Below are 24,849 nucleotides of genomic sequence, written 5' to 3'. Positions count from 1 at the left end.
TTAGAGCGCTTCAGCGCCAGCGATGATTTCAATCAATTCGGTGGTAATCGCGGCCTGACGGCTGCGGTTGTAAACAATCGTGAGGTTGTCGATCAGGTCGCCGGCATTGCGGGTTGCATTGTCCATGGCGGTCATCGATGCACCTTGTTCTGACGCGTTGTTTTCGAGCAATGCACCAAAAATCTGGGTGGTCAGATTGCGAGGGAGCAATTCGGTCAGAATTTCTTCCTTGTCCGGTTCATAATCCACTGCGCCTCCGGCTTCGGAAATGGCGCCGTCTTGAACTGCAATCGGTATGATCTGCTGGACGGTTGGTTCTTGCACCAATGCGGATTTGAACTTGCCGTAAAACAAATGGGCAACGTCATATTTGCCGTCGTCGATCATCGCGGTCAGATCCGCGGCAATCGCCTTGGCCTCTTCATATCCCGGTGCCTTGACGGTCGACGTATCGAAATGCTTCAAAATCTGCCCTGGGTAGAAGCGCTTGATGATCGGAATGCCCTTGCGGCCGACCATGTAGAACAGCACTTTATGGCCTTCAGCGAGAAGCTTTTCCGCCTTGGCGCGGGCTTCCTTGACGATATTGGCATTGAACGCGCCACACAGGCCGCGGTCCGAAGTGGCGACGACCAGCAGATGCGTTTCAAGCTTGCCGGTGCCAGCCAGCAGTTTCGATGTATTGACATCAATCGAAACCTTAGTGGCCAGGCTCGCCATCACCTTTTCCATCTGCTCGGCATAGGGACGCGCAGCTTCAGCGGCCATCTGCGCCCGGCGCAACTTGGCTGCCGCAACCATCTTCTTGGCTTTGGTGATCTTCTGGGTCGATTTAACCGACGCGATCCGATCTTTCAGTTCTTTAAGACTGGCCATGTTTTCCTGTCTTGCTCCGTTCTGCCGTTAGCATTGAATTTGTCGAATCACGCTTCTCGTCCTGATCAGCGACCCTCCGACAAACGCTGGGCTAACGGTGTTTTTCCAATCGCCTTAAACGAACGTCTTGCCGAATGCTGCCAGCGCCGCTTCCAGAGCAGCCTTGGTGTCATCTGCCAAGTCACCGCTTTCGCGGATCGTCTTCAATATGTCGGCATGCTCGCTACGCATATGAGCCAGCATCGCTTCTTCATAACGCACAACATCGCTGGTTGCGACAATGTCGAGATGGCCGTTGGTACCGGCGTAGATCGAAGCGGTTTGCTCTTCGAAAGGCAGCGGCGAAAATTGTGCCTGCTTCAACAGCTGAGTCAAACGCTCGCCACGTGCGAGCAATTTCTGCGTCGAAGCGTCAAGGTCAGAACCGAACTGCGCAAAAGCAGCCATTTCGCGATATTGCGCGAGATCGAGCTTAATCGAACCCGAAACCTTTTTCATAGCCTTCGTCTGAGCGGCAGAACCAACACGGGACACCGAGAGGCCCACGTTAATAGCAGGACGGATGCCCTGGTTGAACAGGTCGGTTTCAAGGAAGATCTGGCCGTCGGTGATCGAAATCACGTTGGTCGGAATATAGGCCGAAACGTCACCAGCCTGGGTTTCGATGATCGGCAATGCGGTCAACGAACCCGAACCATTGTCTTCGTTCATCTTCGCGGCACGTTCGAGCAAACGACTGTGCAGATAGAAAACGTCACCAGGATAAGCTTCACGTCCTGGAGGACGACGCAGCAGCAGGGACATCTGGCGATAAGCCACAGCCTGTTTGGAGAGATCGTCATAAACGATACAGGCGTGCATACCGTTATCGCGGAAATATTCACCCATCGTCACACCGGTATATGGTGCGAGATACTGAAGCGGCGCAGGCTCGGAAGCGGTTGCAGCAACCACGATCGAATATTCCATCGCGCCATTTTCTTCGAGACTTTTCACAATCTGTGCGACTGTCGAGCGTTTCTGGCCGATGGCAACATAGATGCAGTAGAGCTTCTTGCTCTCATCGTCGCCGGCATTGACAGTCTTCTGGTTGATGAACGTATCGATCGCGACAGCGGTTTTGCCGGTCTGACGGTCACCAATGATCAATTCGCGCTGGCCACGGCCAACAGGAACCAGAGCGTCGAGGGCTTTCAGGCCGGTCTGCACGGGTTCGTGAACCGATTTGCGCGGGATAATGCCCGGCGCCTTGACTTCCACCCGGCTACGCTGCGTGGTTTTGATCGGGCCCTTGCCATCAATCGGGTTGCCGAGACCGTCAACCACACGACCAAGCAATTCCTTGCCGATCGGAACGTCCACAATCGTGCCGGTCCGCTTGACCACGTCGCCTTCCTTGATTTCGGCGTCAGAGCCGAAGATCACGACGCCGACATTGTCAGCCTCGAGGTTCAGCGCCATGCCCTGAATGCCGTTGGAGAATTCAACCATCTCACCGGCCTGGACCTGGTCGAGGCCGTGAATACGGGCAATGCCGTCACCGACGGCGAGCACGGTTCCGACTTCGGAAACCTGGGCTTCATTGCCAAAATTGGCGATCTGGTCCTTGATGACCTTTGAAATTTCTGCGGCGCGAATATCCATGTGTATCTTCCTTTAGCCCTTCATGGCCTGCGATAGGGTGTTCAAACGGGTTTTAATCGAGCTGTCGATCATCTGGCTGCCGATTTTCACGACAAGCCCGCCCAAAATGGACGGATCAACTGCGGTGGAAACGCTAACATCGCTTCCCACACGTTTCTTGAGCTGCGCCTTGAGCGCATCAATCTGTTTGTCATCCAGAGGATGGGCGGATGTGACTTCGGCGGTAATTTCACCGCGATAGCCAGATGCCAGGGTTGAGAAGGCGCGAACGACCGCAGGTATCTGGTCGAGCCGACGATTGGCCGCCAGCACACCAAGTACATTGGTCGACAGCTTGTCGAGGCCGAGGCTCTTGGCCGTTGCCGCGATACCCTTGCCGGCATCTTCGCGCGACAATATCGGACTGCCGATCAACGACCGCAGATCCTCCGATTCGCCTAACGCCGCACTCAATGTCGCGAGGCTGTCCTGCACCGCGTCGATGCTCTTATTCTCTTCTGCAAGCGCGAACAAAGCCGTGGCGTAACGCCCCGCTAAACTCGCTCTAATGCCGCTGGATTGATCCACGCGTTTGCTTCTCCCTGACCGAAATACGGTCTGAAAACCGTTCATGAAATGGCCCGCTATTTGGCCGGAAATCCTACGATTCCGCCCGCGGATGCGCGGCGTCTAGCAACCATTTTGCTGCGATGCAAGACGGCTTTGGGAATCATTTTCACGGAGAGCCAAACCTGCAGTTTTTTGCGGCTTTCAAATGTCCCTGCACAATATTTGGCTTTGAACGCAAGAACCGGGAAGCCGCACGGGCTGATGTCATTTAATATCGCGGCAGCAAACAGCATCGGAGACTATATGACATATCAAATCACGGGATTGAGCCCGGAATTGGCCAAACCGTTTCAGGATGCAACTACAGAAGAGCTTTCGGCGCTGGCTGCAGTACGCATGACGGCAACCAGCAAGCCGGGCTTTCCGTGCCGCATATCTTTGGAAGATGCCGAAGTGGGTGAAGAGGTGATCCTGTTTCACCACATGTCCCATGATGTCGATTCCCCCTATCAGAGCGCCTACGCGATATTTGTGAGAATCGGGCTGACGGCAGCTGCGCGTTTCACGGATGCGGTACCGCCGGTTTTCGAGGGTCGGATATTGGGCATGCGCGCTTTCGGCAAGGATGCGATGTTGAAAACCGCCAGTCTCGCGTTGCCCGGAGACGCGGACCGGACCATCCGTCAGCTATTTGAACTGGCCGAAATTGCCTATATAGATGTGCATAATGCAGCCCACGGATGTTTCGCCGCGCGGGTGGAGAGGTTTGGATCGTGAACCAGAAGATTGTGGATGATGCCCGGGCATGGGCGGCGATGCAGGCCCGCGATCGCAGCTTCGACGGAAAATTCGTCACCGGCGTGCTGAGCACGGGCATCTATTGCCGCCCCTCCTGTGCCGCCCGCCATCCCAAGCGGGAGAATGTCCGTTTCTTCGCCAAAGCGGAGCAGGCAGAGGCAGCGGGTCTGCGCGCCTGCCTGCGGTGCCTTCCCAATGATGTGGCGCGTGACGAAGCAGCGGTGAAAACGGTTGTCGACGCGATTCGTATGGCTGAGACCGCTCCGACACTCAGCGAACTGGGTCAGCTGACGCGCTACTCGCCGACTCATCTCCAGCGCATTTTCAAACGCGAGACCGGATTGTCGCCTGCAGCTTATGCGCGGGCCTTGCGGACGGAACGCGTAAAAGAAGCGCTGGACGGCGGTGCATCGGTTACCGACGCGATTTACGACGCAGGCTATGGTTCCGCATCGCGCTTTTACGAGGAACAGAAAATGGGCGAGAAAATGGGCATGAAACCGAGCGTCTGGAAAAATGGCGGGGCAGGGGTCACGGTGCACTGGGCCAGCGTCGAAACAACGCTTGGTCCGATGATGGTGGCCGCGACAAACAAGGGCGTTTGCTGCTTGTCATTCGGCGAAGGCGAAGACGAATTGCGCGGTCGTTTTCCTGAGGCAGTTCTGGAACAGGGGGGCGCCGATTTCCAAAAGCTCCTTGGCGAAGTCATTGCGCAGGTCGAAACACCGGCCCGCGCGCATAATATTCCGCTGGATGTCCAGGGCACTGCCTTTCAGGAGGCTGTGTGGCAAGAATTGCGCAAAATTCCCGATGGCGAAACCCGCAGCTATGCCGATGTCGCGGCCGCCATCGGCAAACCGAAAGCGGTCCGCGCCGTGGGCAGCGCCAATGGCGCCAATCATGTTGCCGTCCTGATCCCCTGCCACCGGGTGGTGCGGAGCGACGGGACCATGGGTGGATATGCCTATGGGCTGAAGATCAAGCAAATGTTGTTGGAGAAGGAGCGGCGTTTATAATTCCCGAGCAACCAGCGCCTTGCTGCATGCTGTAAAAATGGTTTCTGTCGAACAATGGCTGATCAATCTGCATTGCCGGAAATTTACCGGAGCTGGATATCAGAAAAATTGGAACAGGCGTGAATTAGGCACAGGCACCAGCGCGGACAGATGTAAAAATTGCTTCGGTTCCGAAGGATTGATCTTAATTAAATTGCCTCAAGCCGTAACCATATGCAAATGGCCGGTAATATCCTTGTGAATAATTTATGCTCATCAGCTATGGCAGTAAATTCCATGTGTGCGATGTTCAAAATTTCATTCACGGCCTGCAAGTCGTTGGGCCGATATACCAGTCGCGGTTATTCTAGTATTTTGGCGTGGAGCGCGTGTTTGCTTGCGCATGTTTTTTTCATAAAGTCAGATTGGCAGTCAAATGGATATTGAAGCGAGACTTTCAACTTCCATTGGCAGGCGCATTGCCATTTTCATCGGCATCACAGCCGCCTTCGGCCTTTTGTCGGCTGCAGGGATCCTGCTGACCCGTGGAGCTTCCAGTTTTTCGGCATTATGGATATCGAACGGTTTCCTTGTCGCCGCCTTGTTGCGCTACACGAGCAGGGTTACCGTCTTGCATATTCTGGCTTGCGCAGCCGTAGGATTTGTCGTCGCATTCGGCGCGGGTGACAGTGTGTTCAAAGCGATGATTATTGCGATAGCGAGTGTTGTCGAAGTCGGGCTTGCGATATTTCTAATCCGCCGAAAATGCGGATCCGAGCCCAATTTCGCAGATCTTGACAATTTGATCTGGTTTGCTGTGCTTGGAGGCATGGTGGCCCCGCTGATTTCTGCCGGACTGGCAATGCTGTTATTTTCATTCTCCAGCGAACCTGTGTCGCTGATGGGATGGCTTGACTGGCTGATTGCGCATAGCCTCGGCATGCTGATTTTTGCGCCCATTTTTTCGATTCTTTTCGGCAATAACAATGGGATCGACAAGTGGAACAAGAAACTGGATGCCGAATATCTGGCGATATTCGGCATCGGCGGACTTCTGACGACATTCGTGTTTAGCCAGAGCTCCTATCCGTTTTTATTCATGCCTTCCCTGTTCGTGCTGATCGCAGCGGTGCGCAAGGGGATCGCCGGTGCTTCATTATCGGTTGCCGTCATCGCAATCATCGCAATCATCGGAACTTTTAACGGATCTGGGCCAGCGCAGCTGGTGCGGGGAGATATGCACGACAATATCTTTGTCATACAGATATTTCTGCTGTTCACCTTTGCAAGTTCGCTGCCGTTCGCCAGTTTTCTGGAAGCGCAAACCATTTTGCAGCAGGAATTGAGATTCCGGCGCGACCAAACTCAGTCCATTTTTGACAATATGCGGGATATCGTTTTTCGCACCGATAAACTGGGCCGTTGGAACGTGCTGAATCCGGCATGGGAGACAATTACAGGTTATACCGTCGAACAGGCACTGGGGTGGCCTTCAACCAAACTTTTGACGGCAAGTTCCGAGCAAGATTCCGAGGTGGATTATCTGCGCCTCGTCAGCGGGGAGTTACGGACTCTTGCGCTGAACCAGACATTTCTGAGGGCCGATGGCAAAGAGCGCCATATCGAAGTATTCCTCGAGGCGTTGCGTGATGAAAAGGGGCGTTTCGCCGGCGCAACCGGGAATATCCGGGATGTAACGGATACGCGCGCGGCCATGCATGAACTGGAAAAGAGCGAGGCCCGGTTTCGCAGGCTCGCAGAATCCGCCCCTGTCGGGTTTTTTCAGGCGGATGCAGACAAAAAAATATATTATGTGAACAAGGCCTGGCGTGACCGGATCGGGCTGAGTGAGGAAGATGGGAAAAATGATGAATGGATGAAGGCTTTGACATTCCACACGTCCCAGAAACTGGAAGAGGCGTTCACCGGTTATAAAAAGCCGGGCGACAGGCGCGAGCGCGAAGCCTGCTATACCATGGCGGACGGTACAGAAATCTGGGTTCGCATCGTTATCCAGGCCGAGTTTGACATTGAGAATAATATTATCGGCTATGTCGGGGTCATTGTGGATATCACCGAACAGCGCAACGCGATTGAAGAATTGCATCAACGCCAGAGCGAATTGCGAGAAGCCCGCGACATTGCCGAAGCGGCAACACGGGCCAAGGCTTCGTTCCTGGCCAATATGAGCCACGAAATTCGCACGCCCATGAACGGTGTGCTTGGTTTTGCCGAAATGCTCTGCCACTCGGAGCTGGATGAACAGCAGACAAAATATGTCGAGTTGATTCAGGAATCCGGCACGATAATGATGGCATTGCTGAACGACATTCTGGATGTTTCCAAAATTGATGCCGGATTGTTGATTTTGTCGCCCGAACCATTTGAACTGGCGCATTTGCTCAAGAGCACGTGCAATATGATGCGGACTGCGGCGAGCAATAAGAGTCTCGCGCTCAATCTGGAGATTGCGGATGATTTGCCGAAATTCATCGTGCATGACAAGCTGCGCCTTCGTCAGGTTTTGACCAACCTGATCGGCAATGCGATCAAATTTACCAAAGCTGGTTCGATAACCGTAAAGGCCGAAGTCACTGGCGACGATAATGACAAGTTCAAATTAAGCGTCATCGACACAGGTATCGGAATATCCGATGATCGCCAGCGCTATATTTTCGATGAATTCGTGCAGGCAGAAGACGATACCGAGCGCTCCTATGGAGGAACGGGTCTTGGCTTGGCGATATCTCGCAAGCTTGCCAGAATGATGGGCGGTGATATCGGTTTGCAGAGCGCACCGGGTTCGGGAACGACATTTTGCGTGGAATTACCACTGAGCGAGTCCATTGACCCCGTTGGAGAAGCTGTCGAGCAGGTCAAGGCTGACAAAAGCCAGATCCGCATGCCGGCCGTCGCTCGCACCATATTGCTTGTCGAAGATCATGAAATAAATCGGCTTTTGGCGACCGCGATGCTGAAGCGCATGGGCTGCACCGTGATTTGTGTCGAAAATGGTGCGCAGGCGGTAGACATATTGACCGGAAGCGGCGCATCAGAGCATGAATTCGGCCTGGTCCTGATGGACATGCAAATGCCGGTAATGGACGGAATGCAAAGCACGAGACTTATCCGTCAAGCTGGCATTACTGCGGATCGGCTACCGATTGTTGCATTGACCGCCAATGCGTTCGTCGAGGACAGAACGGCCTGCACCACGGCGGGCATGCAGGATCTTGTCAGCAAACCGATATTGTTTGAAGATCTCCACAAAGCGGTGAACCGCTGGTATTTTGATCCCCGTGAGCAGGACGGAACCGCGGAACTGGAAGTTTTCGATGAAGATCCGACCATCGCCAAGCTTCGTCCAAAATATGAGGAGTTTCGAACCAAAACGCTGGATAGCCTGGCGGCGGGTGTCGACACGATTGATGGCTGGTCGGATACGCACAGCGACGATATCATGAGCATGTTGCACAAGCTGGCGGGCTCCGCAGGTGCATTTGGTGAAGGCGACATTGCTGAAGAAGCCAGGCTGTTGGAAGCTGCAATCAAACAGGGTAAGTCGAGCGAGGTTTTAATGTCGCATTGCACTAATCTGCTGACCTATATGCGACGCGAAAACCGATCGAAAGTCACCGAAATCTGACCATCAATGACAGGAAGTTTACACTGGGTCAGCGACAGTGAGGGTTCAAGACGGAGCGGTACTGAACAGTCCTCGTTCAATGGCTGATGCAGGAGCAAGAAGCTTGCTCCCATCGTTTCTGCGCGATCGGCAATGCATCGGCAAAATAGGCGAAGCATCACCGCTGACAGTCAATATTTTGCGTAGTTCCGAAAGCAGCGCTACCTCGAACGGGCAAGGCTTGATATTGCGAGGATCGGTCTTGGGCACCGACCGTGAGCCGCCGCCATGCACTTGCTGACCGGACGGGCGACCAGAATATTTGCCAGAATATTTGCCGGAATATTTGCCAGAATATTTGAGGGTGGCGAACCCGACTATTGATTGAGCTTCTTGCACTCGTACACCAGACTCTCATTGGCCTGCGTGGGTAATTCGGCCCGGATTGCTTTCACCATATCCTCGATATCGGCCAGCGCCTTGACGTCGGTCGTGCAGGCCCGGTTGCCATATTGAGCGCGGATCGCGCGCGCTTTCGTCATCGCGTCCAGACCCAGCAAAAAGCGTTCCTCGGTGAACTCCCTTCTGTCCGGCTGGAAACTGTTGATGGTGACCGTCTGCTCTGAGTTGGGAACAAATATCCGCGACCATTTGGCCCCGTCCCGGCCATATTGTGTGCGGCCATTGACACATCCGCCTTCGGCCCAGTCGAGCGGCAGCTCATCTTGCTGCGACACGGTGATCCGGCTGCGCTGCGGGTTGATCGTGCAGCTATATTTTCCCGTTGTGGCCGCGCTTGTCTGTTGCGGGATATTATCTTTGACTTCGTCTTTCATCGCTGCGGCAACGCGGTCATCAATTTCGCTGAAATCCGGTCTGGACAGGAAGATGATGACAGCCGCAAGCAGCAGAACCGCCGCGCCGCCCGCTGCAGCGATCCCCGGGTTGCGCTTGCCCTGAACCATCAGGACAGCGCCGCCGCCTGCAGCCAGCAGCGACAGAGCCAGCATCAGGGCTGCCAACGCGATCCGGTTTTCCCGTTCGGCGATAATATCTTGCGATATGCTGGTCCGCAATTTGGTCTCGGCGCGTTCGCGCTTGTCGCTTTCGGCATTTTTTGCTGCTTCCACCTGTGCACGGGCAGCCGCTTCACGAAGTCGTTCTTGCTCGCTTATCTCCGCAGCCGAGCGGCAGGGCGTTGCTGTTACCCCGACTGTCACGCCGGCCTTGCGCAGGAAGCTCAAAATCTCGCGCGCCGATACGGCAAAACCGAATTCCGCATCATTGCCATCACTTATCGAGCCAAAGCTGTTTGCGCCCAATATCCGGCCACAATTGTCGATCAGCGGACCGCCGCTATTGCCCGAAGCAATCGGTGCGGTGTGGAGAATTGTGTCGAACTGCTTGGTTGTCCGGCCACCGGAAACGGTACCTGTGGTTTTGACCGGCGACATCGGATTGATCAGATCGTCGAGATCGAGGCCCTGTGCCCGGTCGACAGAGCCCGGATAGCCGATCGCCACCACATCTGCGCCATCGTCCACCGGACCGCCAAAGATCGTCATCGGCGGCAGTCGTCCGCCATCCAGTACCTGAATGAGCGCAAGATCGTTGCCGGGCGAATAAGCTATGATTTTTCCGCCATAGCTGGTGCCGCCCTGAGAAGGGATGATGCCGATGACAACCGAGCTTTCCTGCCGCGCGATCTCGACGACATGGGCGTTGGTCACGATCTTGTCGGGAGCGACCACAAAACCGCTGCCATGGCCGACAAAGGCAACCTTGTTGCCGTCTTTCGCGGCGAGCACGACCCTGACGACGGATCGGCTGGCGGCGCTGATATCGGCAGGATCGGCCTGGGCAGGGCCAGTGACCAAGGTTGCGGTGGTGATTGCGACGAGCAGGAATAGCTTTTTGATCATGGACTGGCTCATGCTTTAATTCGGGAGGATATTCAAAGGAGTTTTTCTATTTGGTATGCCCCTCCTTTTCAAAGGAGGGGTTGGGGTGGTTGCGAGCGCAAGCGAGCCTGCGTGACATCAAGACATCAACCGGCATCAAACCGGTTGGTGCCTATCCTATCCCGTTCCCTCCCTTGAAAGCGAGGGGTGATGGGAAATCAAACAAAACTATAGGGATCGACATCAACCCCGACCCGCACCGCCCTCGGCCATTCCAGCTTTTCCAGCCATTCGCGCATGATATTCTGCAAGTCGACCGACCGCAGCGCATGGACCAGCAAACGGTGCCGGTGCCGTCCGCGCAGCATCGACAGCGGGGCAGGGGCAGGGCCGTAGACCGAGAAACCGTCGAGCTTGGGTGCGGTCTGCCCGATCAGCCGCGCCGTTTCCATCGCTTCGCTATTGTCCTCGGACGAGACGATGATCGCCGCCCAGCGGGCAAAGGGCGGTGCCAGTGCCTGCCGCCGCGCTTCAATCTCGGCGGCGTAAAAGCCCTCCCGGTCATTCTCGATCAGCGCCTGGATCACCGGCGCCTTGGGCATGCGCGTCTGGACATAGACACGGCCCGGCTTTTCAGCCCGCCCGGCACGCCCTGCCACCTGCGCAATTTGTTGAAAACTGCGCTCGGCAGCGCGCAGGTCGCCGCCTTCCAATCCGATATCCGCGTCGACCACGCCGACCAAGGTCAGATTGGGAAAATGATAGCCCTTGGTCACCAGCTGGGTCCCGACGACGATGTCGATTGCTCCCGCTTCCATCTGCTGGACGAAATCGGCGGCCTTCTGCGGCGACCAGATCGTGTCCGAAGTGACAATCGCCGTCCGCGCCTGCGGGAACAGCATTTTGACTTCGTCGCAAATCCGCTCGACCCCTGGTCCGCAGGCCACCAGACTGTCCTCGTCGCCGCATTCCGGGCATTTGTCCGGAATCGGCATGACATGGCCGCAATGGTGGCAGGCGAGGCGGCGGGTCAGCCGATGCTCGACCATCCAGGCGGTGCAATTGGGGCAGGCGATGCGGTGGCCGCAGGTGCGGCACAGGGTCAGCGGCGCAAAGCCGCGGCGGTTGAGAAACAGCAGCGACTGTTCGCCCCGCTCGAGATTTTCCTCCAGCGCGTTGACCAAAGTCGGGGCCAGCCAGTTGCCGCGCGGCGGTATGTCCTCGGTCAGGTCCAGCGCCTCGATATCGGGCATTGTCGCGCCGCCGAATCGTGCCGGCAGTTCCAGCAGTTCGTAATTGCCCTGTTCAACCTGGTGCCGGGTCTCGATCGCCGGTGTGGCCGACGCCAATATGACCGGTATCTTCTCGTAAAGCCCGCGCATGACCGCGACATCGCGGGCGTGGTAGCGCACGCCGTCCTCCTGCTTGAAGCTGGTCTCGTGGGCTTCGTCGACGATGATCAGGCCGAGATTGGCATAAGGCAGGAACAGGGCAGAGCGCGCACCGACAATCACCTTGGCATTGCCTTCGGCCAGCGCGCGCCAGTTCCGCTTGCGCTCCGACTGTTTCATGCCGCTGTGCCAGGCCAGCGGCTCGGCCCCGAACCGCGCTTCGAAGCGATTGAGAAACGGCTCGGTCAGCGCGATTTCGGGCAGCAGCACCAGCACTTGCTTGTCCTGGCGCAAGGCTTCGGCAACCGCCTCGAAATAGACCTCGGTCTTGCCCGAGCCGGTTACGCCGTCGAGCAGAAAGGGTCTGAACGCGGACGCGCGCACCGCGTCGATCAGGATATTGCTGACATTCCGCTGATCATCGCTGAGATCGACCGTGTCGAAATCGGGCGTGGGCTTGGCGGTGATGGCGAAAGGGGAGACTTCTTCCCGATCAAAAACCCCCAGCTTTTCCAGCCCCCGGATGACCGCGACAGACACATCGGCCTTGAAGGCCAGTTCGCTGATCGTGCCTTGCACGCCTGCGAGCTTTTCAAGCGCCTGTTCGCGCTGCGGAGTCATCCGGTCCGGCAAACTGCCATTCAACCGATATTCGCTGATCGGACGATTGTCGGCAAAGGCAGCGCCGCTCGACAGAACCATGCGCAGCACCGATGCCGGCGAAGCAAAATAATAGGCGGCGGTCCACTCGATCAGCCGCCGCAATGGCGCGCGCAGCGGCGGCACATCGCGAACCTCGAGCAGCGGGCGCAATTTCTTCGGATCAATTTCCTCGACCGGAAAGCTCTCGGCCTCCCACACCACCCCGGGCAATTTGCGCGGACCCAGCGGTGCCATGACAATCGATCCCGGCTCGACCCGCATGCCATCAGGGACGCGATAATCGAGCGGGCCCAGAGCGGCATTAAGCAGGAGTACACGAACGCGATTCATATTCATGCTATAGGCAGCTAATCATCATCCGTCATTCCTGCTTTGACGAATATAGGAGAGAGTAATGATCTATCACCGCAGATCGGTTCTGGGCTTTGGCGCAGCCGCTGGATTGCTCGCACTTCCCGGCTGTTCAAGCATGCCCGGACTAAGCCTGACCGAGGCCATCAAACGGCTGCTGACACTGTCGTCGCAGAACGCTTTTGCCGAGCTGATGCAACCCAATGGCTTCTTCGACAGCCAGGTGGCGCGGATTTCGGTACCGGAGTCGCTTGGCGGATCGCGGGCAACAAGTATCGCAACCGCCTTGTTGCGCTCCAAACCGATTCAGGACCGCTTGCTGAAGCAGGTCAACCGGGCAGCAGAATCGGGCGCCGAACTCGCGGCTCCGATCATTGCGGAAACCATCCGCAATATGAGCATTGCCGACGCGGCCGCGATCATCAACGGCGGGCCGCGCGCGGCCACCAGCCTGCTGCAGGGGCAGTTGGGAACGACCTTGGTCGAGCGGATGCTGCCGGGCATCGGCAATGGTCTGAGACTGTTCGACAATGAAATTATCAATCTGGTGCTGTCGCAAGCCACCAATGTCGATTTTTCCAGCATCAGCCGCGACGTCACCAACAAGGTCAGCAATGCCATTTATCGTTCGATCGGCGCGCAGGAAGCGGCCATACGCGCCAATCCGCGGGCCACCAACGACCCGCTACTGATGGCGGTTCTGGGTGTCGGGAAAGCCTTTTAGAGCCGAATTATCCCGTAATTTTCCCCCAATCTATCCACAGCTTTTTGCCGGACGGGAGGGGGCAACAGTTCCCCGACCTGTGGAAAGCGGATAGGCAAACGGCAATAGTGCCTTTTCCTGTATTCTGGAGCCAGACCGATGAAATTCTTCGTAGATACCGCCGATACCGCAGAAATCGCCGACCTCGCTGCCACCGGCATGGTCGACGGCGTCACCACCAATCCTTCGCTGATCAAGAAGTCGGGTCGCGATATCATGGAAGTGACCAAGGAAATCTGCGGTCTGACCGACGGGCCGGTTTCCGCCGAAGTCATCGCGCTCGATCATGAAACGATGATGAAAGAGGCCGAAGTGTTGCGCAAGATCGCCGACAATGTCTGCATCAAGGTGCCATTGACGATCGACGGGCTGAAGACCTGCAAGGCGCTGACCGGCGAAGGCACGATGGTCAATGTGACCTTGTGTTTCTCGGCCAATCAGGCGCTGCTCGCGGCCAAGGCCGGTGCCAGCTTCATCTCGCCCTTCGTCGGACGCCATGACGACAATGGTCTCGACGGCATGACGCTGATCGAGGATATCCGGCTGATCTACGACAATTACGCCTTCGACACCGAAATCCTGGTCGCCTCGATCCGTCATCCCATCCACGTGCTCGAATCCGCCCGCATCGGCGCCGATGTCGGAACCATGCCACCGAATGTCATCCGTGGCCTGTTCAAACATGTGCTGACCGACAAGGGGCTCGAAGGTTTTCTCAAGGACTGGGAATCGACCGGCCAGAATATCGGCTGATTTTAGCCGCAATTAATTCGTCATCCTGAACTCGTTTCAGGACTTCCAACGGCAACGCGCTATCTCAAGGGGTCCTGAAACAAGTTCAGGATGACGAAGCTTTTTTCAAAAATCGATAGCGAAGAGTTCTCTCAAAAGCCCTTCGGTGCCGGATCCACCACGACGAAGCTGCCGCTGCGGATTTCCTGAACTTCCAGCGCCCGTTCCGAAACGCCGTCAGCCTTGAACCGGAAGACGCCGTCGAGGCCGATGAAGCCGCCCTTGTCGGTCAGCTGATTGATCGGAAAAGGCTCACCCACTTTCCAGTTGCGGGCGACCTTGACCGTCAGCAGCACCGAGTCATAGCCGAGGCTCGACAGGCGGAACGGCGCCTTGCCATAGCGGGCGCGATATTTGTCGGCATATTGCTTGTACAGGGCGTCGGAAACGCTGGCGAACCAGGCGCCCCGCATCGACGGCGCGCCAGCCAGATTGCTGCTGGTATTCCACAGGTCCGTGCCGAGAATCTTGGCGGTACCGCTGGCATTTGTCCGGATATAGGGGGCTGCCTTGATCGCCATGTCACCATTGTCTGCGAGCAGTACCGCTTCGAAGTCGCCATTTTGAGCAAGCTTCTTGGTCGCTGCCTCGATCGATTTGGAATCGCGATTGAAGGTCTGGATCGAGACCACGGTGCCGCCGGCATCCTTCACGCTGCGCAACAGAGTCGAGGATGCGCGCTGGCCGTAGACGCCATTGGGCACCAGCGCGGCAAAGCGGGTCATGCCTTTTGATTTGGCATATTCGACAACCCGGTTGATCGACTGCGACGGAATATGGCCCAATATGAAGACATTATTGCCGGCTGCGCCGCTGTCGTTGGAAAAGCTGAGGATCGGTACACCGGCTGGCCGCGCAATATTGGCGGTGGCCACGACATTGTCGCTGAGCAGGGGGCCGATGATCAGTTTATTGCCATCGCGGATGGCGTTCTGGGCCGCTGCCGCCGCGCCTTTGGCCGTGTCATAGCTGGTCATGCGGATATTGTCCGCCTTGGTGTCGAGCAGCGCCATGGTCGTGGCATTGGCCAGCGACTGGCCGATTCCGGCATTTTTGCCGGACAGCGGTACCAGCAGGGCAATGCGGTGATGTTTCTGGTCGTCGGGCAGGCCGGCGGTCACTGGCGGCGGTGCTGGCGCATCGGTCCGCACCGGCTCTGCGCCACGCGGGACAACCGTCGAACAACCGGCAAGCATGACGAATGCGGAAACGCCCGCCCACTTCAAAATGCCGCGTCGTCTGCTTTGATCTTGTCCTAGATGTACCTTGTCTGCCATGACCGTCATATGTCTGCTCCTGCCCAATCCGGTCTCTATATCGTTGCCACCCCTATCGGCAACCTTGGAGATTTGTCGCGCCGCGCCGAAGAGACGCTCGCCGCCGCCGATATCATCCTGGTCGAAGATACAAGAGTGACCGGCAAGCTTTTGAATTATATCGGTAAAAAGTCGAAGATGATGGTCTATAATGACCATAAGTCTGCAGCCGATCGTGATGCCATTTTGGATGCGGTGAGATGTAAAATTGTCGCACTGGTCAGCGACGCGGGAACGCCGCTGATCTCCGATCCCGGCTACAAGCTGGTCCGCGACGCGCAGGCGGCCGGCCTCTATGTCACGACGATTCCCGGTCCCAGTGCTGCGATTGCCGCCTTGACCCTGTCCGGATTGCCCAGCGACCGCTTTCTCTTCGAAGGTTTCCTGCCGAGCAAGACCAAGGCCCGGACCGAATCGCTCGCCGCGCTGAAGACGCTCAACGCCAGTCTGATCTTTTATGAAAATGGTTCGCGGCTGGGGGCGATGCTGGCCGACTCACTGGCTGTGCTGGGTGACCGCAAGGCGGCCGTGGTCCGCGAGATCACCAAAAGATTTGAAGAAGCCGTAGCCGGTTCCCTCAGCGAACTGGCCACCCGCTACGCTTCGGAAAAACCAAAAGGCGAGATCGTCGTGATCATCGGCCCGCCGGGCGCACCGGAAGCGGCCAGCGAAGCGGATATCGAGGCGGCGTTACGCGAAGCGCTGGTGCGGCTGCCGGCCTCCAAGGCAGCGGGCGAAGTCGCGCGCACCTTCAACACCGACCGCAAGGCGCTCTACGAGTTGGTCAATCGCTGGAAATCGGAAAAATGAGCGCTTCCGGCCCCCACACCGTTCGTCCTGAGCCTGTCGAAGGACCTCTCACGGACAAGCGCTGCCCTGGCGGTCAAAGTGCTTCGACAGGCTCAGCACGAACGGCAATTAAAAAATGAGCGCTTACGCCCCCCACACCGTTCGTCCTGAGCCTGTCGAAGGACCTCTCTCGCACATGCGGAGCCCTGGTGACCAAAGTGCTTCGTCAAGCTTAGCACGAACGGCATCCCGAACATGAAACGCGAGGCGGCGGAGAAACGCGGCCGCCAGGCCGAAAAGACCGCAGCCCGCTTTCTGCGCCTGAAAGGCTGGCGGATATTGGCCGAACGGGTGCGGACCCCGCGCGGCGAGGTCGATCTGATCGCCAAACGCGGCGGATTGGTAGCCTTTGTCGAGGTGAAGGCGCGCACGAAGCTGGAGGATCTGGAACAGGCGATCGACCTGAATCGGCTGCAGCGCGTCGCCGATGCGGTGGAAATTCTCTATCCGCGCTATTGCACCAGGGGGGAAGATGCGCGCATCGACGTAATCCTGATCGCCCCGCAACGCCTGCCGGTCCATTTGACAAATGTATGGCATGGATTTTGACGCGCCACGGAATGCGCAGCCTTCCGAAGCGTCAACCCCCGCGAAGGCGGGGGTCTCTGGCCTCCAGCCGTTCGTCCTGAGCCTGTCGAAGGACATTTCTCGACGATAGGCGTTGTTGAGCTTCGCTCACCCTGCGGGTCGCAAGGCTCACCACGAACGACACGGATCGAACATTTCCTTTGCCCCGCTAAACAAAAAGGCCCTTCGACAAGCTCGCTTTGAGCGGTTAGAAACGCATTTCTCCCGTTCGTCTCGAGCAAAGTCGAGAGACGCCTTGCGCCTTGCCAATGTGTCTCGACTAGGCTCAACACGAACAGTAAGCGGGTTCGAAAATGTCTGAGGAATAGAAATGACCCTGAAAATCGCCGTACAGATGGACCCGATGGAGACCGTGAATATAGCGGGAGACAGCAGCTTCGCGCTGATGCTATCCGCCCAGAAACGCGGGCACCAGATATTCCATTATGACGTGAAGGGCCTGACCCTGCAGGCCAATGGCCGCCTGACCACGCCCGCCCATCCGGTGACGGTGCAGCCGGTCAAGGGCGACCATTTCAGCTTCGGCGATCCGGTAAAACTCGACCTCGGCAGCGATGTCGATGTCGTGCTGATGCGACAGGACCCGCCGTTCCACGTCGGCTATATCACCGCGACCCATTTGCTCGAACGGATCGAGGGCGAGACTCTGGTGGTCAACAACCCCGTCTCCGTCCGCAACGCGCCGGAAAAAGTCTATGTGCTCGACTATGCCCAGTTCATGCCGCCGACCCTGATCACCCGCGACCTCGACGAAGTCCGCGCCTTCCAGAAGGAACATGGCGGCGTCGTGGTCAAGCCGCTGCACGGCAACGGCGGCAAGGCGATCTTTCTGGTGCCGGAAGACGGCAGCAATCTCAGCGCCCTGTTCGAGGTATTCAACCAGACCTGGCCGGAACCGCATATGGTCCAGCCGTTCCTCCCCGAAGTGCATCAGGGCGACAAGCGCATTGTGCTGATCGATGGCGAAGTCGCCGGCGCGATCAACCGCAAGCCCGGCGAAGGCGAATTCCGCAGCAATCTTGCACAGGGCGGCTATGCCGAAGCGGCGGAACTGACCGAGCGCGAGCAGGAAATCTGCGCCGCAATGGGACCTGATCTCAAACGGCTTGGCCTGATCTTTGTCGGCATCGACGTGATCGGCGGCAAATGGCTGACCGAAATCAACGTGACCTCACCAACCGGCATCGTCGCCATCGACAATTTCAACGGCACCGACACGCCGGGCATGATCTGGGATGCGATCGAGCGGCGGCTTGCCGCACAATAATCTCGCGCCAGGCCGCGCGCGATGACCAGTTGGATATCGGACCTGATCGCCCAGGGCGGTTACTGGTCCATCGCGTTTCTCATGGCACTGGAAAATATCTTCCCGCCGATCCCGTCCGAGCTGATCATGGGCATCGGCGGTGTCGGCGTGGGCGAGGGGACATTCCATCCGGTGGCGCTGGTGCTGGTCGGCACAATCGGTTCGGTCATCGGCAATTATGTCTGGTTCATGGTCGGTCGCCACTGGAACGAGGACGACTTGCGCGCCTTCGTCCGCAAACATGGCCGCTGGCTGACGCTCGATGTCGCGACGGTCAACCGGATCGACCGGATTTTTGACGAGCGCGGCCAATGGGTGGTGTTCTTCGCCCGTTTCATTCCCAATATCCGGACGATGATTTCCGTCCCGGCCGGTCTGTTCGGCATGTCGCACAAACGCTTCATCCTCGCGACCAGCGCCGGTGCCGCCGTCTGGAACAGCGCTTTGGTCTATGCGGGTTACGAGCTGCAGCAGAATGTCGATGATATCGAGAATTATCTCGGGCCGGTGTCGATCGGCGTGATCGGGTTGATAGTGGTGGTTTATGTCTGGCGGATTATTTTCTGGCGGCCCAAGGAGGGGTGAGGCGGCGGTGCTGATGGGGATAGGACGTATGAATAATCTCGTCACCCCAGTGAAGGCTGCGGGCTAAACCAGGGGCGGTGAGTTTCACATAGGCGGGTCGGATGCCAGCCGTCACTGGCATGACGGATAGGAGCCGTGGGACAACCTCACCGGAAGGTTTCAGCTCCCCCGGGGATGCGCGCTGTTATAAACATCCAGCAAATGCGCCGCATCGACCGCCGTATAGACCTGCGTGCTACTCAAACTCGCATGGCCCAATAATTCCTGCAAACTCCGCAAATCGGCCCCGCCCGCCAGCAGATGCGTCGCAAAACTGTGCCTTAAGGCATGCGGCGTAGTCGTATCGGCTATGCCGAGCTTGGTCCGCGCCTGTTGCACCACCCGCCGGATCATATTGGGCGAGAGCGGCCCGCCGCGCTTGCCGCGGAATAGCGGCGAGCCACTGATCTGGTCATTCTCGCAGCGGGCGAGATCCTGGGCAATCGGATAGGGGCAGAGGTCGATATAATGTTCGATCGCCTCGCGCACCTTGGGGAGCAGCGGCACGATCCGGACCTTGTTGCGCTTGCCCGTCACCCGCAACGTGTCGGACAGGGGCAGGGCGTCGCCGGTCAGGTCAAGCGCCTCGCTGATCCGCAGGCCGGAGCCATAGAGCAGCAGGAGCACCGCCCAGTCGCGCGCGCCGATCCAGTCTTCGCTGGCGCTGTCCTGCGCGTCGCCAGCCAAGGCCAGAATGTCATCGGGCGAGGCCGGACGCGGAACGCCCCGCTGGACCTTGGGGCCCTTGATTTTCGGGATTTGCGCCTCGTCCCCGCCAACATGTTTCAGAAACGCCCGCAAGGCCGACAATTCCCGCGCCGCGCTATTGTTGGTCAGCCCGTCTCCCCGCCGAAATGCCAGATAGGAACGGATATCCGCCTGCTTGACCGCCTTGATTTCGTCCGCACCCACACCGCCGCCAATATGCTCCATCAGAAAGGCACAGAAACGCTCGGCGGTAATCACATAAGCGCGCACCGTATGCGGGGACCGCCGCCGGTCATCGCGGAGATAGGCGGAGAAGGCGCTGATGATGGCATGTGCAGTGTCGGTCATAAAACCCGTTCGTGCTGAGCCTGTCGAAGCATGGCGTCTATTCACCCTTCGACAGGCTCAGGGTGAACGGAAATTGTTTAGCAGACTGGGAATCAAAACCCAAACATACTCTCCCACAGGGAGAGTATTAACGTGCCCGTTCCGGTCCCGTCATTGCGAGCGTAGCGAAGCAATCCAGAGCGGTGCGTGCCGCACTGGATTGCTTCGTCGCATCCGCTCCTCGCAATGACAGCAATGTGCTCCACACCTGATGCGGAGCTCTGTAGGCGAAGAACTGCACGGCCGATAGAAGCTCCGCATCAAGTGCGGAGCACCCACCTCTACAACCGATATTCACCCGACAATATTTTCGCATGTTCCGCCTTGGTAAGCTCGGCATAGCCCTCAACATCCGGCTTGCAGAACCAGATCGGGTCGTTGACTCTGGCGACATCAAAGCCTTCCTCGACCAGCTCCACCTTGCGATATTTGAATGTGCCGGTGGTCTGCGCCTCCGGCTCAATCCGGATGAACAGGGGCACGGCATAAGGCGGCATTTCTGCGGCCAGAAAGGCGCGCAGTCCGGATATGTCGAAATCATCCGCCACGGTCAGCGAAGCCATGCCGGCGCGGCCGTCGGTGCCGGGGACTTCGACGCCATAGACATTGGCGGTCTTGATGCCGGGATATTGCGACAGCACCTCGGAAACTTCGTTGGTCGCGACATTCTCGCCCTTCCAGCGGAACGTGTCACCAATCCGGTCCTTGAAATAGATATAGCCGGAGCGGTCGCGGCTCATCAGGTCGCCGGAGCGGAACCAGGCGTCGCCCTTTTCGAACACGTCGCGCAGGATTTTCTTCTCGGTCGCTTCCTTGTCCTGATAGCCGGAAAAATCGGACGGGCTGTCCTTGAAAATGCGCCCGATTAGCTCGCCTGCTTCATCCCAGTCCGCCTTGATGCAGAAGCCGTCCTCGCCGCGCACCGGCTGTTCCTCGGCAATATCGAATTTCACGATCCTGGTGTCGCCGAACTGTTTTTCCAGATATTTCGGAATCCGGCCGACCGCGCCGATCTTGCCGTCGAAATTCATCAGGAAGATATTGCCCTCGGTCGAGCCATAGATTTCGAGCAGCTTGGGCACCTGAAAGCGGTCGACAAATTGCTGCCAGATATCCGCGCGCAGACCATTGCCGATACCGACGCGCACCTTGTGCGCGCTTTGCTTGGGATGATCGGGCTGGTTGAGCAGATAGCGGCACAATTCGCCGATATAGACGACCACCGTCGCGCCATAATCGGCCGCATCATCCCAATATTGCGAGGCGGAGAATTTGCGCCGCAATATCGCCGAAGCGCCGCTGAGCAAGGCGCCGCCCATGCCAATGAAGCCGCCGGTCACATGATAAAGTGGCAGCGTGATATAGATGCGGTCTTCCGGCGTTAGCGGGCAGGTCGAGATGGCGATGCGGAAGCTGCGCCGGGCCCGGGCATGGGAGATGCGCGCTGCCTTGGGCAGACCGGTGGTGCCCGATGTATAGACATAGAGGAACAGGTCCCTGCCGGTCATATCGGCGCGATGACTCTTGTCCGGCCGATCATCGGGCAAGGCCGCCAATGCGCTGTTGAGGTTCTGGCCAATCTCGCCGTCCCAGTCCCACAGCGCCGGTGATCCTTCCAGCTGGGCAGCGATATGCGAAACGCGCGGTGCCAGATCGCCGGTAGTAATCACCGCCTTGGTCTCTACGATGTTTAGGCAATGGGCGAGGCCTGCGCCCTCCAGATTGCTGTTGATCAGCGCGGTGACGATCCCGACCTTGGACAGGCCGAACCAGGTGGCGACAAAATCCGGCGCATTTTCCATGAACAGGGCGACCGTGTCGCCGGCGCGATAGCCCTGCGCCTGCGCCCAGTGGGCGATCCGGTTGGCGCGCGCTTCAAAGGCGGCATAGGTGACGGTTTCGCCTTCGAAATGAAAGGCGACATTGTCCGGAAAACTGTCGATCGTGGCTTCGATATCGTCGGTGATCAATATGGGAGCGTCGGCGTCAATATCCTTGACCTGCGCCATCACATTCTTGAGCGACCGCGTGAAATGGACCTCGCGCTTGATGACGCTGAATATTCCCATGGCTTCTCTCTCCATATTTTGGTGGAGTGTGACAGCTAAGCCGATAATATTCAACGCCCATCGGGCAATGCAAACGGCGCGGGCTTTTTAAAGGTCGGCGATGATCTTCGGCAGGAGCGCATCGAGCAGCGGCATGCCCTTGGGCGAAATGGTCAGCCGTCCGGCTGCGGCGTCGAGCAGCCCCAGGTCGGCGAGATGGTCCACCGCTTTCCGATCCACCATCTGCGTCGCCGCCAGCCCGGTTTTCTCTTCGAGCGCGTGTAGATCCACGCCCTCCGCCAGCCTGAGCCCCATCATCAGCGCTTCCATTGCCCGCGTCTCCGGCGACAGCGGCTGTTCGACCTTCAACCCGTTGCCGTTGCGCGCCACCGCCGAGAGAAAATTCTCCGGCTTCTTGTGCCGCTCGGTCGCTTGTTCAAGCCGCCGGCCGTGCGCGCCGGGGCCGATGCCGACATAATCCTCATAGCGCCAGTAGGTCAGATTATGGCGGCTTTCCTGGCCGGGCCTGGCGTGGTTGCTGATCTCGTAGGAGGGCAGGCCGGCTGCCGTCATGACGCCACGGGTCAGTTCGAACAGGTCGGCGCAATGGTCATCATCGGCGGGGACCAGCTTGCCGGTGCGGACCAGAGTCTCGAACCGCGTGCCCGGCTCGATGGTCAGCTGATAGAGCGACAGATGGCCAGTGCCGAAACCCAGTGCGCGGTCCAGTTCCGCTTGCCAGTCCGCCAGCGACTGGCCGGGCCGGGCGTAGATCAGGTCAAAGCTGACCCGGTGAAAGGCCCGCTGCGCGGTATCGAGCGCTGCGAGCCCTTCATCGACATCATGCGCGCGGCCGAGAAATTCAAGCGTCTGATCATCGAGCGATTGCAGCCCCAGCGACACCCGGTTCACCCCGGCGCTGGCGAGATCATGGAAATTCGCCGCTTCCACCGAAGACGGATTGGCCTCCAGCGTGATTTCGATATTGTCCTCAAAGCCCCAATGGCGGTCCGCGGCCATGATCAGTGTTTCGACCAGAGCGGGCGGCATCAGCGATGGCGTGCCACCACCAAAGAAGATGCTCGACAACTTGCGCCTTGGCACCAGCGCCGCTTCATGCGCCATATCGGCGAGCAAGGCGCTCTGCCATGCCGCAACATCGACTTGATCGCGGACATGGCTGTTGAAATCGCAATAGGGACATTTGGATACGCAGAACGGCCAGTGGATATAGAGGGCGAGAGGCCCCATATCACTCCTGTTCAGATTTTCCATTGTAGAGGCCAGTTCATGCATATATTCCGCGCCCTTAGCGCCATCCTCTTGATCACGCCAGCCTTTGCCGCCTGTTCCGCCGGAACATCGCAAAGCCCGGAACCCGCGACCTTTGTCGAGACTCGGACCAGCATGGAGCCCAAACCACGCGGCGACACTCGTCTGCAGAGCGCGATGATGCGGGCGCATAATGACGCCCGTGCAAAGGTCGGTGCGCCGAAGCTGGTCTGGAACGATGAACTGGCCAAGGACGCTGCCGTCTACGCCGCCAGCATGGCCCGCACCGGAAAATTTGCCCATGACCCGCAAATGGGCCGCAGCCCACGGCAAGGCGAAAATCTCTGGATGGGCACCCGCGATGCTTATGGTTACGGGGAAATGATCGACGCCTGGGTCGACGAGGACCGCTATTTCAAGCGCGGCCTGTTCCCTGACAACAGCACCACCGGCACCTGGGGCGATGTCGCCCATTATACCCAGATCATCTGGCCAACCAGCCTGCGAGTGGGCTGCGCGGTGGCGAGCAATGATCGCGACGATTTTCTGGTCTGTCGCTATGGCCCGGCCGGGAATGTCGTGGGGAGGGATCCGCTAAAGGGTTGAGCCGTCATGCCAGTGAAGGCTGGCATCCACCCCGCCTGTGTGAGTCTCACCACCCTTGGTTTAGTCCCCAGCCTGCGCTGGGGTGACAGTTCAAAAACAAGCCTCAACCAGTTTCCGGAACGCGTCGGCCCGGTGGCTCATCGCCTGCTTCTGCGCCGGATCGAGTTCGGAAAATGTCTCGGTAAAACCAATCGGCTGGAAAACCGGATCATAGCCGAACCCCAATGTCCCGCGCGGCGGCCAGACGAGATTGCCCTGAACGCGGCCCTCGAACACTTCCGAATGCCCGTCGGGCCAGGCCAGCGCTAGCGTGCAGGCGAAATAGGCGCTGCGATCGACATCCAGCCCTTGCTCGGCCAGCAAACCTTCAACCTTGCCCATCGCCATATACCAGTCGCGGCCCGGCTCGCCCTCGAACCATTGCCGCTCGGCCCAGTCGGCGGTGTAGACCCCCGGCTTGCCGCCCAGCGCCGCCACGCACAGCCCGCTGTCATCGGCCAGCGCCACGCAATTCGCGCCCTCCGCGCTCGCCCGCGCCTTGAGCAGCGCATTTTCGGCAAAGGTCGTGCCGGTTTCTTCCGGCTCGGGCAGATCGAGATCGCCCGCCGATACTGGCTCGATCCCGTACGGCTCGAGCAACGCCCGGATTTCCCGCACCTTGCCCTGGTTATGACTGGCGATCACGAGGCGTCCGGGACTGAGGTTGCGGTGGGTCATGGGTTTCTCACATCTTCGTCATCCTGAACTCGTTTCAGGACCTCCAAAGGCTGTGCGCGCTCTCTAGGGGTCCTGAAACA

20 protein-coding genes are annotated in these 24,849 nt (G+C 58.2%); 10 read left to right on the top strand and 10 right to left on the bottom strand.

Features of this window, described 5'->3' with window-relative positions; genetic code table 11:
• From AZE99_RS10470 to AZE99_RS10460, 3 genes are all read right to left on the bottom strand, one after another.
• Positions 1–876 carry a F0F1 ATP synthase subunit gamma gene (locus tag AZE99_RS10470; protein ID WP_067200705.1) on the bottom strand — a complete coding sequence of 292 codons (876 nt, stop codon included), beginning with the start codon at positions 874–876 and terminating at the stop codon, positions 1–3.
• 114 nt (positions 877–990) lie between these two features.
• Entirely contained in the window at positions 991–2,520 is a 1,530-nt protein-coding gene (gene atpA / locus AZE99_RS10465) for a F0F1 ATP synthase subunit alpha (RefSeq protein ID WP_067200703.1), read from the bottom strand.
• Positions 2,521–2,532: 12 nt separating this feature from the next.
• Positions 2,533–3,087 carry a F0F1 ATP synthase subunit delta gene (locus AZE99_RS10460; protein WP_067200701.1) on the bottom strand — a complete coding sequence of 185 codons (555 nt, stop codon included), beginning with the start codon at positions 3,085–3,087 and terminating at the stop codon, positions 2,533–2,535.
• Positions 3,088–3,372: 285 nt separating this feature from the next.
• On the opposite strand from AZE99_RS10460, the gene AZE99_RS10455 reads away from it, so the two are divergent.
• From AZE99_RS10455 to AZE99_RS10445, 3 genes are all read left to right on the top strand, one after another.
• Complete coding sequence (locus tag AZE99_RS10455) at positions 3,373–3,846, top strand: DUF1203 domain-containing protein (protein WP_067203552.1); 474 nt, start codon at positions 3,373–3,375, stop codon at positions 3,844–3,846.
• A gap of 38 nt (positions 3,847–3,884) precedes the next feature.
• Complete coding sequence (locus tag AZE99_RS10450) at positions 3,885–4,883, top strand: bifunctional transcriptional activator/DNA repair enzyme AdaA (protein WP_231862735.1); 999 nt, start codon at positions 3,885–3,887, stop codon at positions 4,881–4,883.
• 415 nt (positions 4,884–5,298) lie between these two features.
• On the top strand, positions 5,299–8,508 hold the full coding sequence (locus AZE99_RS10445) for a PAS domain S-box protein (RefSeq protein WP_067200695.1): 3,210 nt from the start codon (positions 5,299–5,301) through the stop codon (positions 8,506–8,508).
• A 356-nt stretch (positions 8,509–8,864) separates the two neighbouring features.
• On the opposite strand, the gene AZE99_RS10440 is transcribed toward AZE99_RS10445, so the two are convergent.
• Both AZE99_RS10440 and AZE99_RS10435 read right to left on the bottom strand, forming a co-directional pair.
• On the bottom strand, positions 8,865–10,409 hold the full coding sequence (locus AZE99_RS10440; protein WP_082788497.1) for a trypsin-like peptidase domain-containing protein: 1,545 nt from the start codon (positions 10,407–10,409) through the stop codon (positions 8,865–8,867).
• A 197-nt stretch (positions 10,410–10,606) separates the two neighbouring features.
• Entirely contained in the window at positions 10,607–12,772 is a 2,166-nt protein-coding gene (locus AZE99_RS10435; protein WP_067203550.1) for a primosomal protein N', read from the bottom strand.
• A 64-nt stretch (positions 12,773–12,836) separates the two neighbouring features.
• On the opposite strand from AZE99_RS10435, the gene AZE99_RS10430 reads away from it, so the two are divergent.
• Together AZE99_RS10430 and fsa are read left to right on the top strand one after the other, a co-directional pair.
• Entirely contained in the window at positions 12,837–13,517 is a 681-nt protein-coding gene (locus AZE99_RS10430) for a DUF4197 domain-containing protein (RefSeq protein WP_067200689.1), read from the top strand.
• A gap of 138 nt (positions 13,518–13,655) precedes the next feature.
• The gene (gene fsa, locus AZE99_RS10425; RefSeq protein WP_067200686.1) at positions 13,656–14,309 is read left to right on the top strand and encodes a fructose-6-phosphate aldolase; all 654 of its coding nucleotides are present in this window, start codon (positions 13,656–13,658) and stop codon (positions 14,307–14,309) included.
• 131 nt (positions 14,310–14,440) lie between these two features.
• On the opposite strand, the gene AZE99_RS10420 is transcribed toward fsa, so the two are convergent.
• Positions 14,441–15,634 (bottom strand): penicillin-binding protein activator, encoded by a 1,194-nt coding sequence (locus AZE99_RS10420; RefSeq protein ID WP_231862589.1) that lies wholly within the window; start codon positions 15,632–15,634, stop codon positions 14,441–14,443.
• Here AZE99_RS10420 and rsmI point away from each other — a divergent pair, their 5' ends adjacent.
• From rsmI to AZE99_RS10400, 4 genes are all read left to right on the top strand, one after another.
• On the top strand, positions 15,635–16,474 hold the full coding sequence (gene rsmI / locus AZE99_RS10415) for a 16S rRNA (cytidine(1402)-2'-O)-methyltransferase (protein WP_067200684.1): 840 nt from the start codon (positions 15,635–15,637) through the stop codon (positions 16,472–16,474). It begins immediately after the preceding gene.
• Between the two features lie 234 nt (positions 16,475–16,708).
• Positions 16,709–17,062, top strand: a complete 354-nt coding sequence (locus AZE99_RS10410) for a YraN family protein (RefSeq protein ID WP_067200681.1) — start codon at positions 16,709–16,711, stop codon at positions 17,060–17,062.
• A gap of 349 nt (positions 17,063–17,411) precedes the next feature.
• On the top strand, positions 17,412–18,368 hold the full coding sequence (gene gshB / locus AZE99_RS10405; RefSeq protein WP_067200678.1) for a glutathione synthase: 957 nt from the start codon (positions 17,412–17,414) through the stop codon (positions 18,366–18,368).
• A 21-nt stretch (positions 18,369–18,389) separates the two neighbouring features.
• The gene (locus tag AZE99_RS10400) at positions 18,390–18,992 is read left to right on the top strand and encodes a DedA family protein (protein ID WP_067200676.1); all 603 of its coding nucleotides are present in this window, start codon (positions 18,390–18,392) and stop codon (positions 18,990–18,992) included.
• A 159-nt stretch (positions 18,993–19,151) separates the two neighbouring features.
• Here AZE99_RS10400 and AZE99_RS10395 read toward each other — a convergent pair whose 3' ends face one another.
• From AZE99_RS10395 to hemW, 3 genes are all read right to left on the bottom strand, one after another.
• The gene (locus AZE99_RS10395; protein ID WP_067200672.1) at positions 19,152–20,087 is read right to left on the bottom strand and encodes a tyrosine recombinase XerC; all 936 of its coding nucleotides are present in this window, start codon (positions 20,085–20,087) and stop codon (positions 19,152–19,154) included.
• A gap of 320 nt (positions 20,088–20,407) precedes the next feature.
• On the bottom strand, positions 20,408–22,195 hold the full coding sequence (locus tag AZE99_RS10390; protein ID WP_067200669.1) for a long-chain-acyl-CoA synthetase: 1,788 nt from the start codon (positions 22,193–22,195) through the stop codon (positions 20,408–20,410).
• A gap of 87 nt (positions 22,196–22,282) precedes the next feature.
• Positions 22,283–23,425, bottom strand: a complete 1,143-nt coding sequence (gene hemW / locus AZE99_RS10385; protein WP_067200666.1) for a radical SAM family heme chaperone HemW — start codon at positions 23,423–23,425, stop codon at positions 22,283–22,285.
• Positions 23,426–23,464: 39 nt separating this feature from the next.
• On the opposite strand from hemW, the gene AZE99_RS10380 reads away from it, so the two are divergent.
• On the top strand, positions 23,465–24,052 hold the full coding sequence (locus tag AZE99_RS10380; protein WP_067200663.1) for a CAP domain-containing protein: 588 nt from the start codon (positions 23,465–23,467) through the stop codon (positions 24,050–24,052).
• A 90-nt stretch (positions 24,053–24,142) separates the two neighbouring features.
• On the opposite strand, the gene rdgB is transcribed toward AZE99_RS10380, so the two are convergent.
• Entirely contained in the window at positions 24,143–24,769 is a 627-nt protein-coding gene (gene rdgB / locus AZE99_RS10375) for an RdgB/HAM1 family non-canonical purine NTP pyrophosphatase (RefSeq protein WP_067200660.1), read from the bottom strand.
• Positions 24,770–24,849: the final 80 nt, after the last annotated feature.

Source organism: Sphingorhabdus sp. M41 (genome assembly GCF_001586275.1).
Taxonomy (GTDB): Bacteria; Pseudomonadota; Alphaproteobacteria; order Sphingomonadales; family Sphingomonadaceae; genus Parasphingorhabdus.
This window is presented reverse-complemented; position numbering and strand designations above follow the sequence as displayed.

Coding starts and splice junctions, on each gene's coding strand:
- fsa (WP_067200686.1), top strand. CDS start 13,656: ATGAAATTCTTCGTAGATACCGCCGATACCGCAGAAATCGCCGACCTC.
- AZE99_RS10455 (WP_067203552.1), top strand. CDS start 3,373: ATGACATATCAAATCACGGGATTGAGCCCGGAATTGGCCAAACCGTTT.
- AZE99_RS10410 (WP_067200681.1), top strand. CDS start 16,709: ATGAAACGCGAGGCGGCGGAGAAACGCGGCCGCCAGGCCGAAAAGACC.
- AZE99_RS10390 (WP_067200669.1), bottom strand. CDS start 22,195: ATGGGAATATTCAGCGTCATCAAGCGCGAGGTCCATTTCACGCGGTCG.
- AZE99_RS10440 (WP_082788497.1), bottom strand. CDS start 10,409: ATGATCAAAAAGCTATTCCTGCTCGTCGCAATCACCACCGCAACCTTG.
- rdgB (WP_067200660.1), bottom strand. CDS start 24,769: ATGACCCACCGCAACCTCAGTCCCGGACGCCTCGTGATCGCCAGTCAT.
- gshB (WP_067200678.1), top strand. CDS start 17,412: ATGACCCTGAAAATCGCCGTACAGATGGACCCGATGGAGACCGTGAAT.
- AZE99_RS10430 (WP_067200689.1), top strand. CDS start 12,837: ATGATCTATCACCGCAGATCGGTTCTGGGCTTTGGCGCAGCCGCTGGA.
- atpA (WP_067200703.1), bottom strand. CDS start 2,520: ATGGATATTCGCGCCGCAGAAATTTCAAAGGTCATCAAGGACCAGATC.
- AZE99_RS10450 (WP_231862735.1), top strand. CDS start 3,885: ATGCAGGCCCGCGATCGCAGCTTCGACGGAAAATTCGTCACCGGCGTG.
- AZE99_RS10395 (WP_067200672.1), bottom strand. CDS start 20,087: ATGACCGACACTGCACATGCCATCATCAGCGCCTTCTCCGCCTATCTC.
- AZE99_RS10445 (WP_067200695.1), top strand. CDS start 5,299: ATGGATATTGAAGCGAGACTTTCAACTTCCATTGGCAGGCGCATTGCC.
- AZE99_RS10400 (WP_067200676.1), top strand. CDS start 18,390: ATGACCAGTTGGATATCGGACCTGATCGCCCAGGGCGGTTACTGGTCC.
- AZE99_RS10420 (WP_231862589.1), bottom strand. CDS start 15,634: ATGACGGTCATGGCAGACAAGGTACATCTAGGACAAGATCAAAGCAGA.
- rsmI (WP_067200684.1), top strand. CDS start 15,635: ATGTCTGCTCCTGCCCAATCCGGTCTCTATATCGTTGCCACCCCTATC.
- AZE99_RS10380 (WP_067200663.1), top strand. CDS start 23,465: ATGCATATATTCCGCGCCCTTAGCGCCATCCTCTTGATCACGCCAGCC.
- AZE99_RS10470 (WP_067200705.1), bottom strand. CDS start 876: ATGGCCAGTCTTAAAGAACTGAAAGATCGGATCGCGTCGGTTAAATCG.
- hemW (WP_067200666.1), bottom strand. CDS start 23,425: ATGGGGCCTCTCGCCCTCTATATCCACTGGCCGTTCTGCGTATCCAAA.
- AZE99_RS10435 (WP_067203550.1), bottom strand. CDS start 12,772: ATGAATCGCGTTCGTGTACTCCTGCTTAATGCCGCTCTGGGCCCGCTC.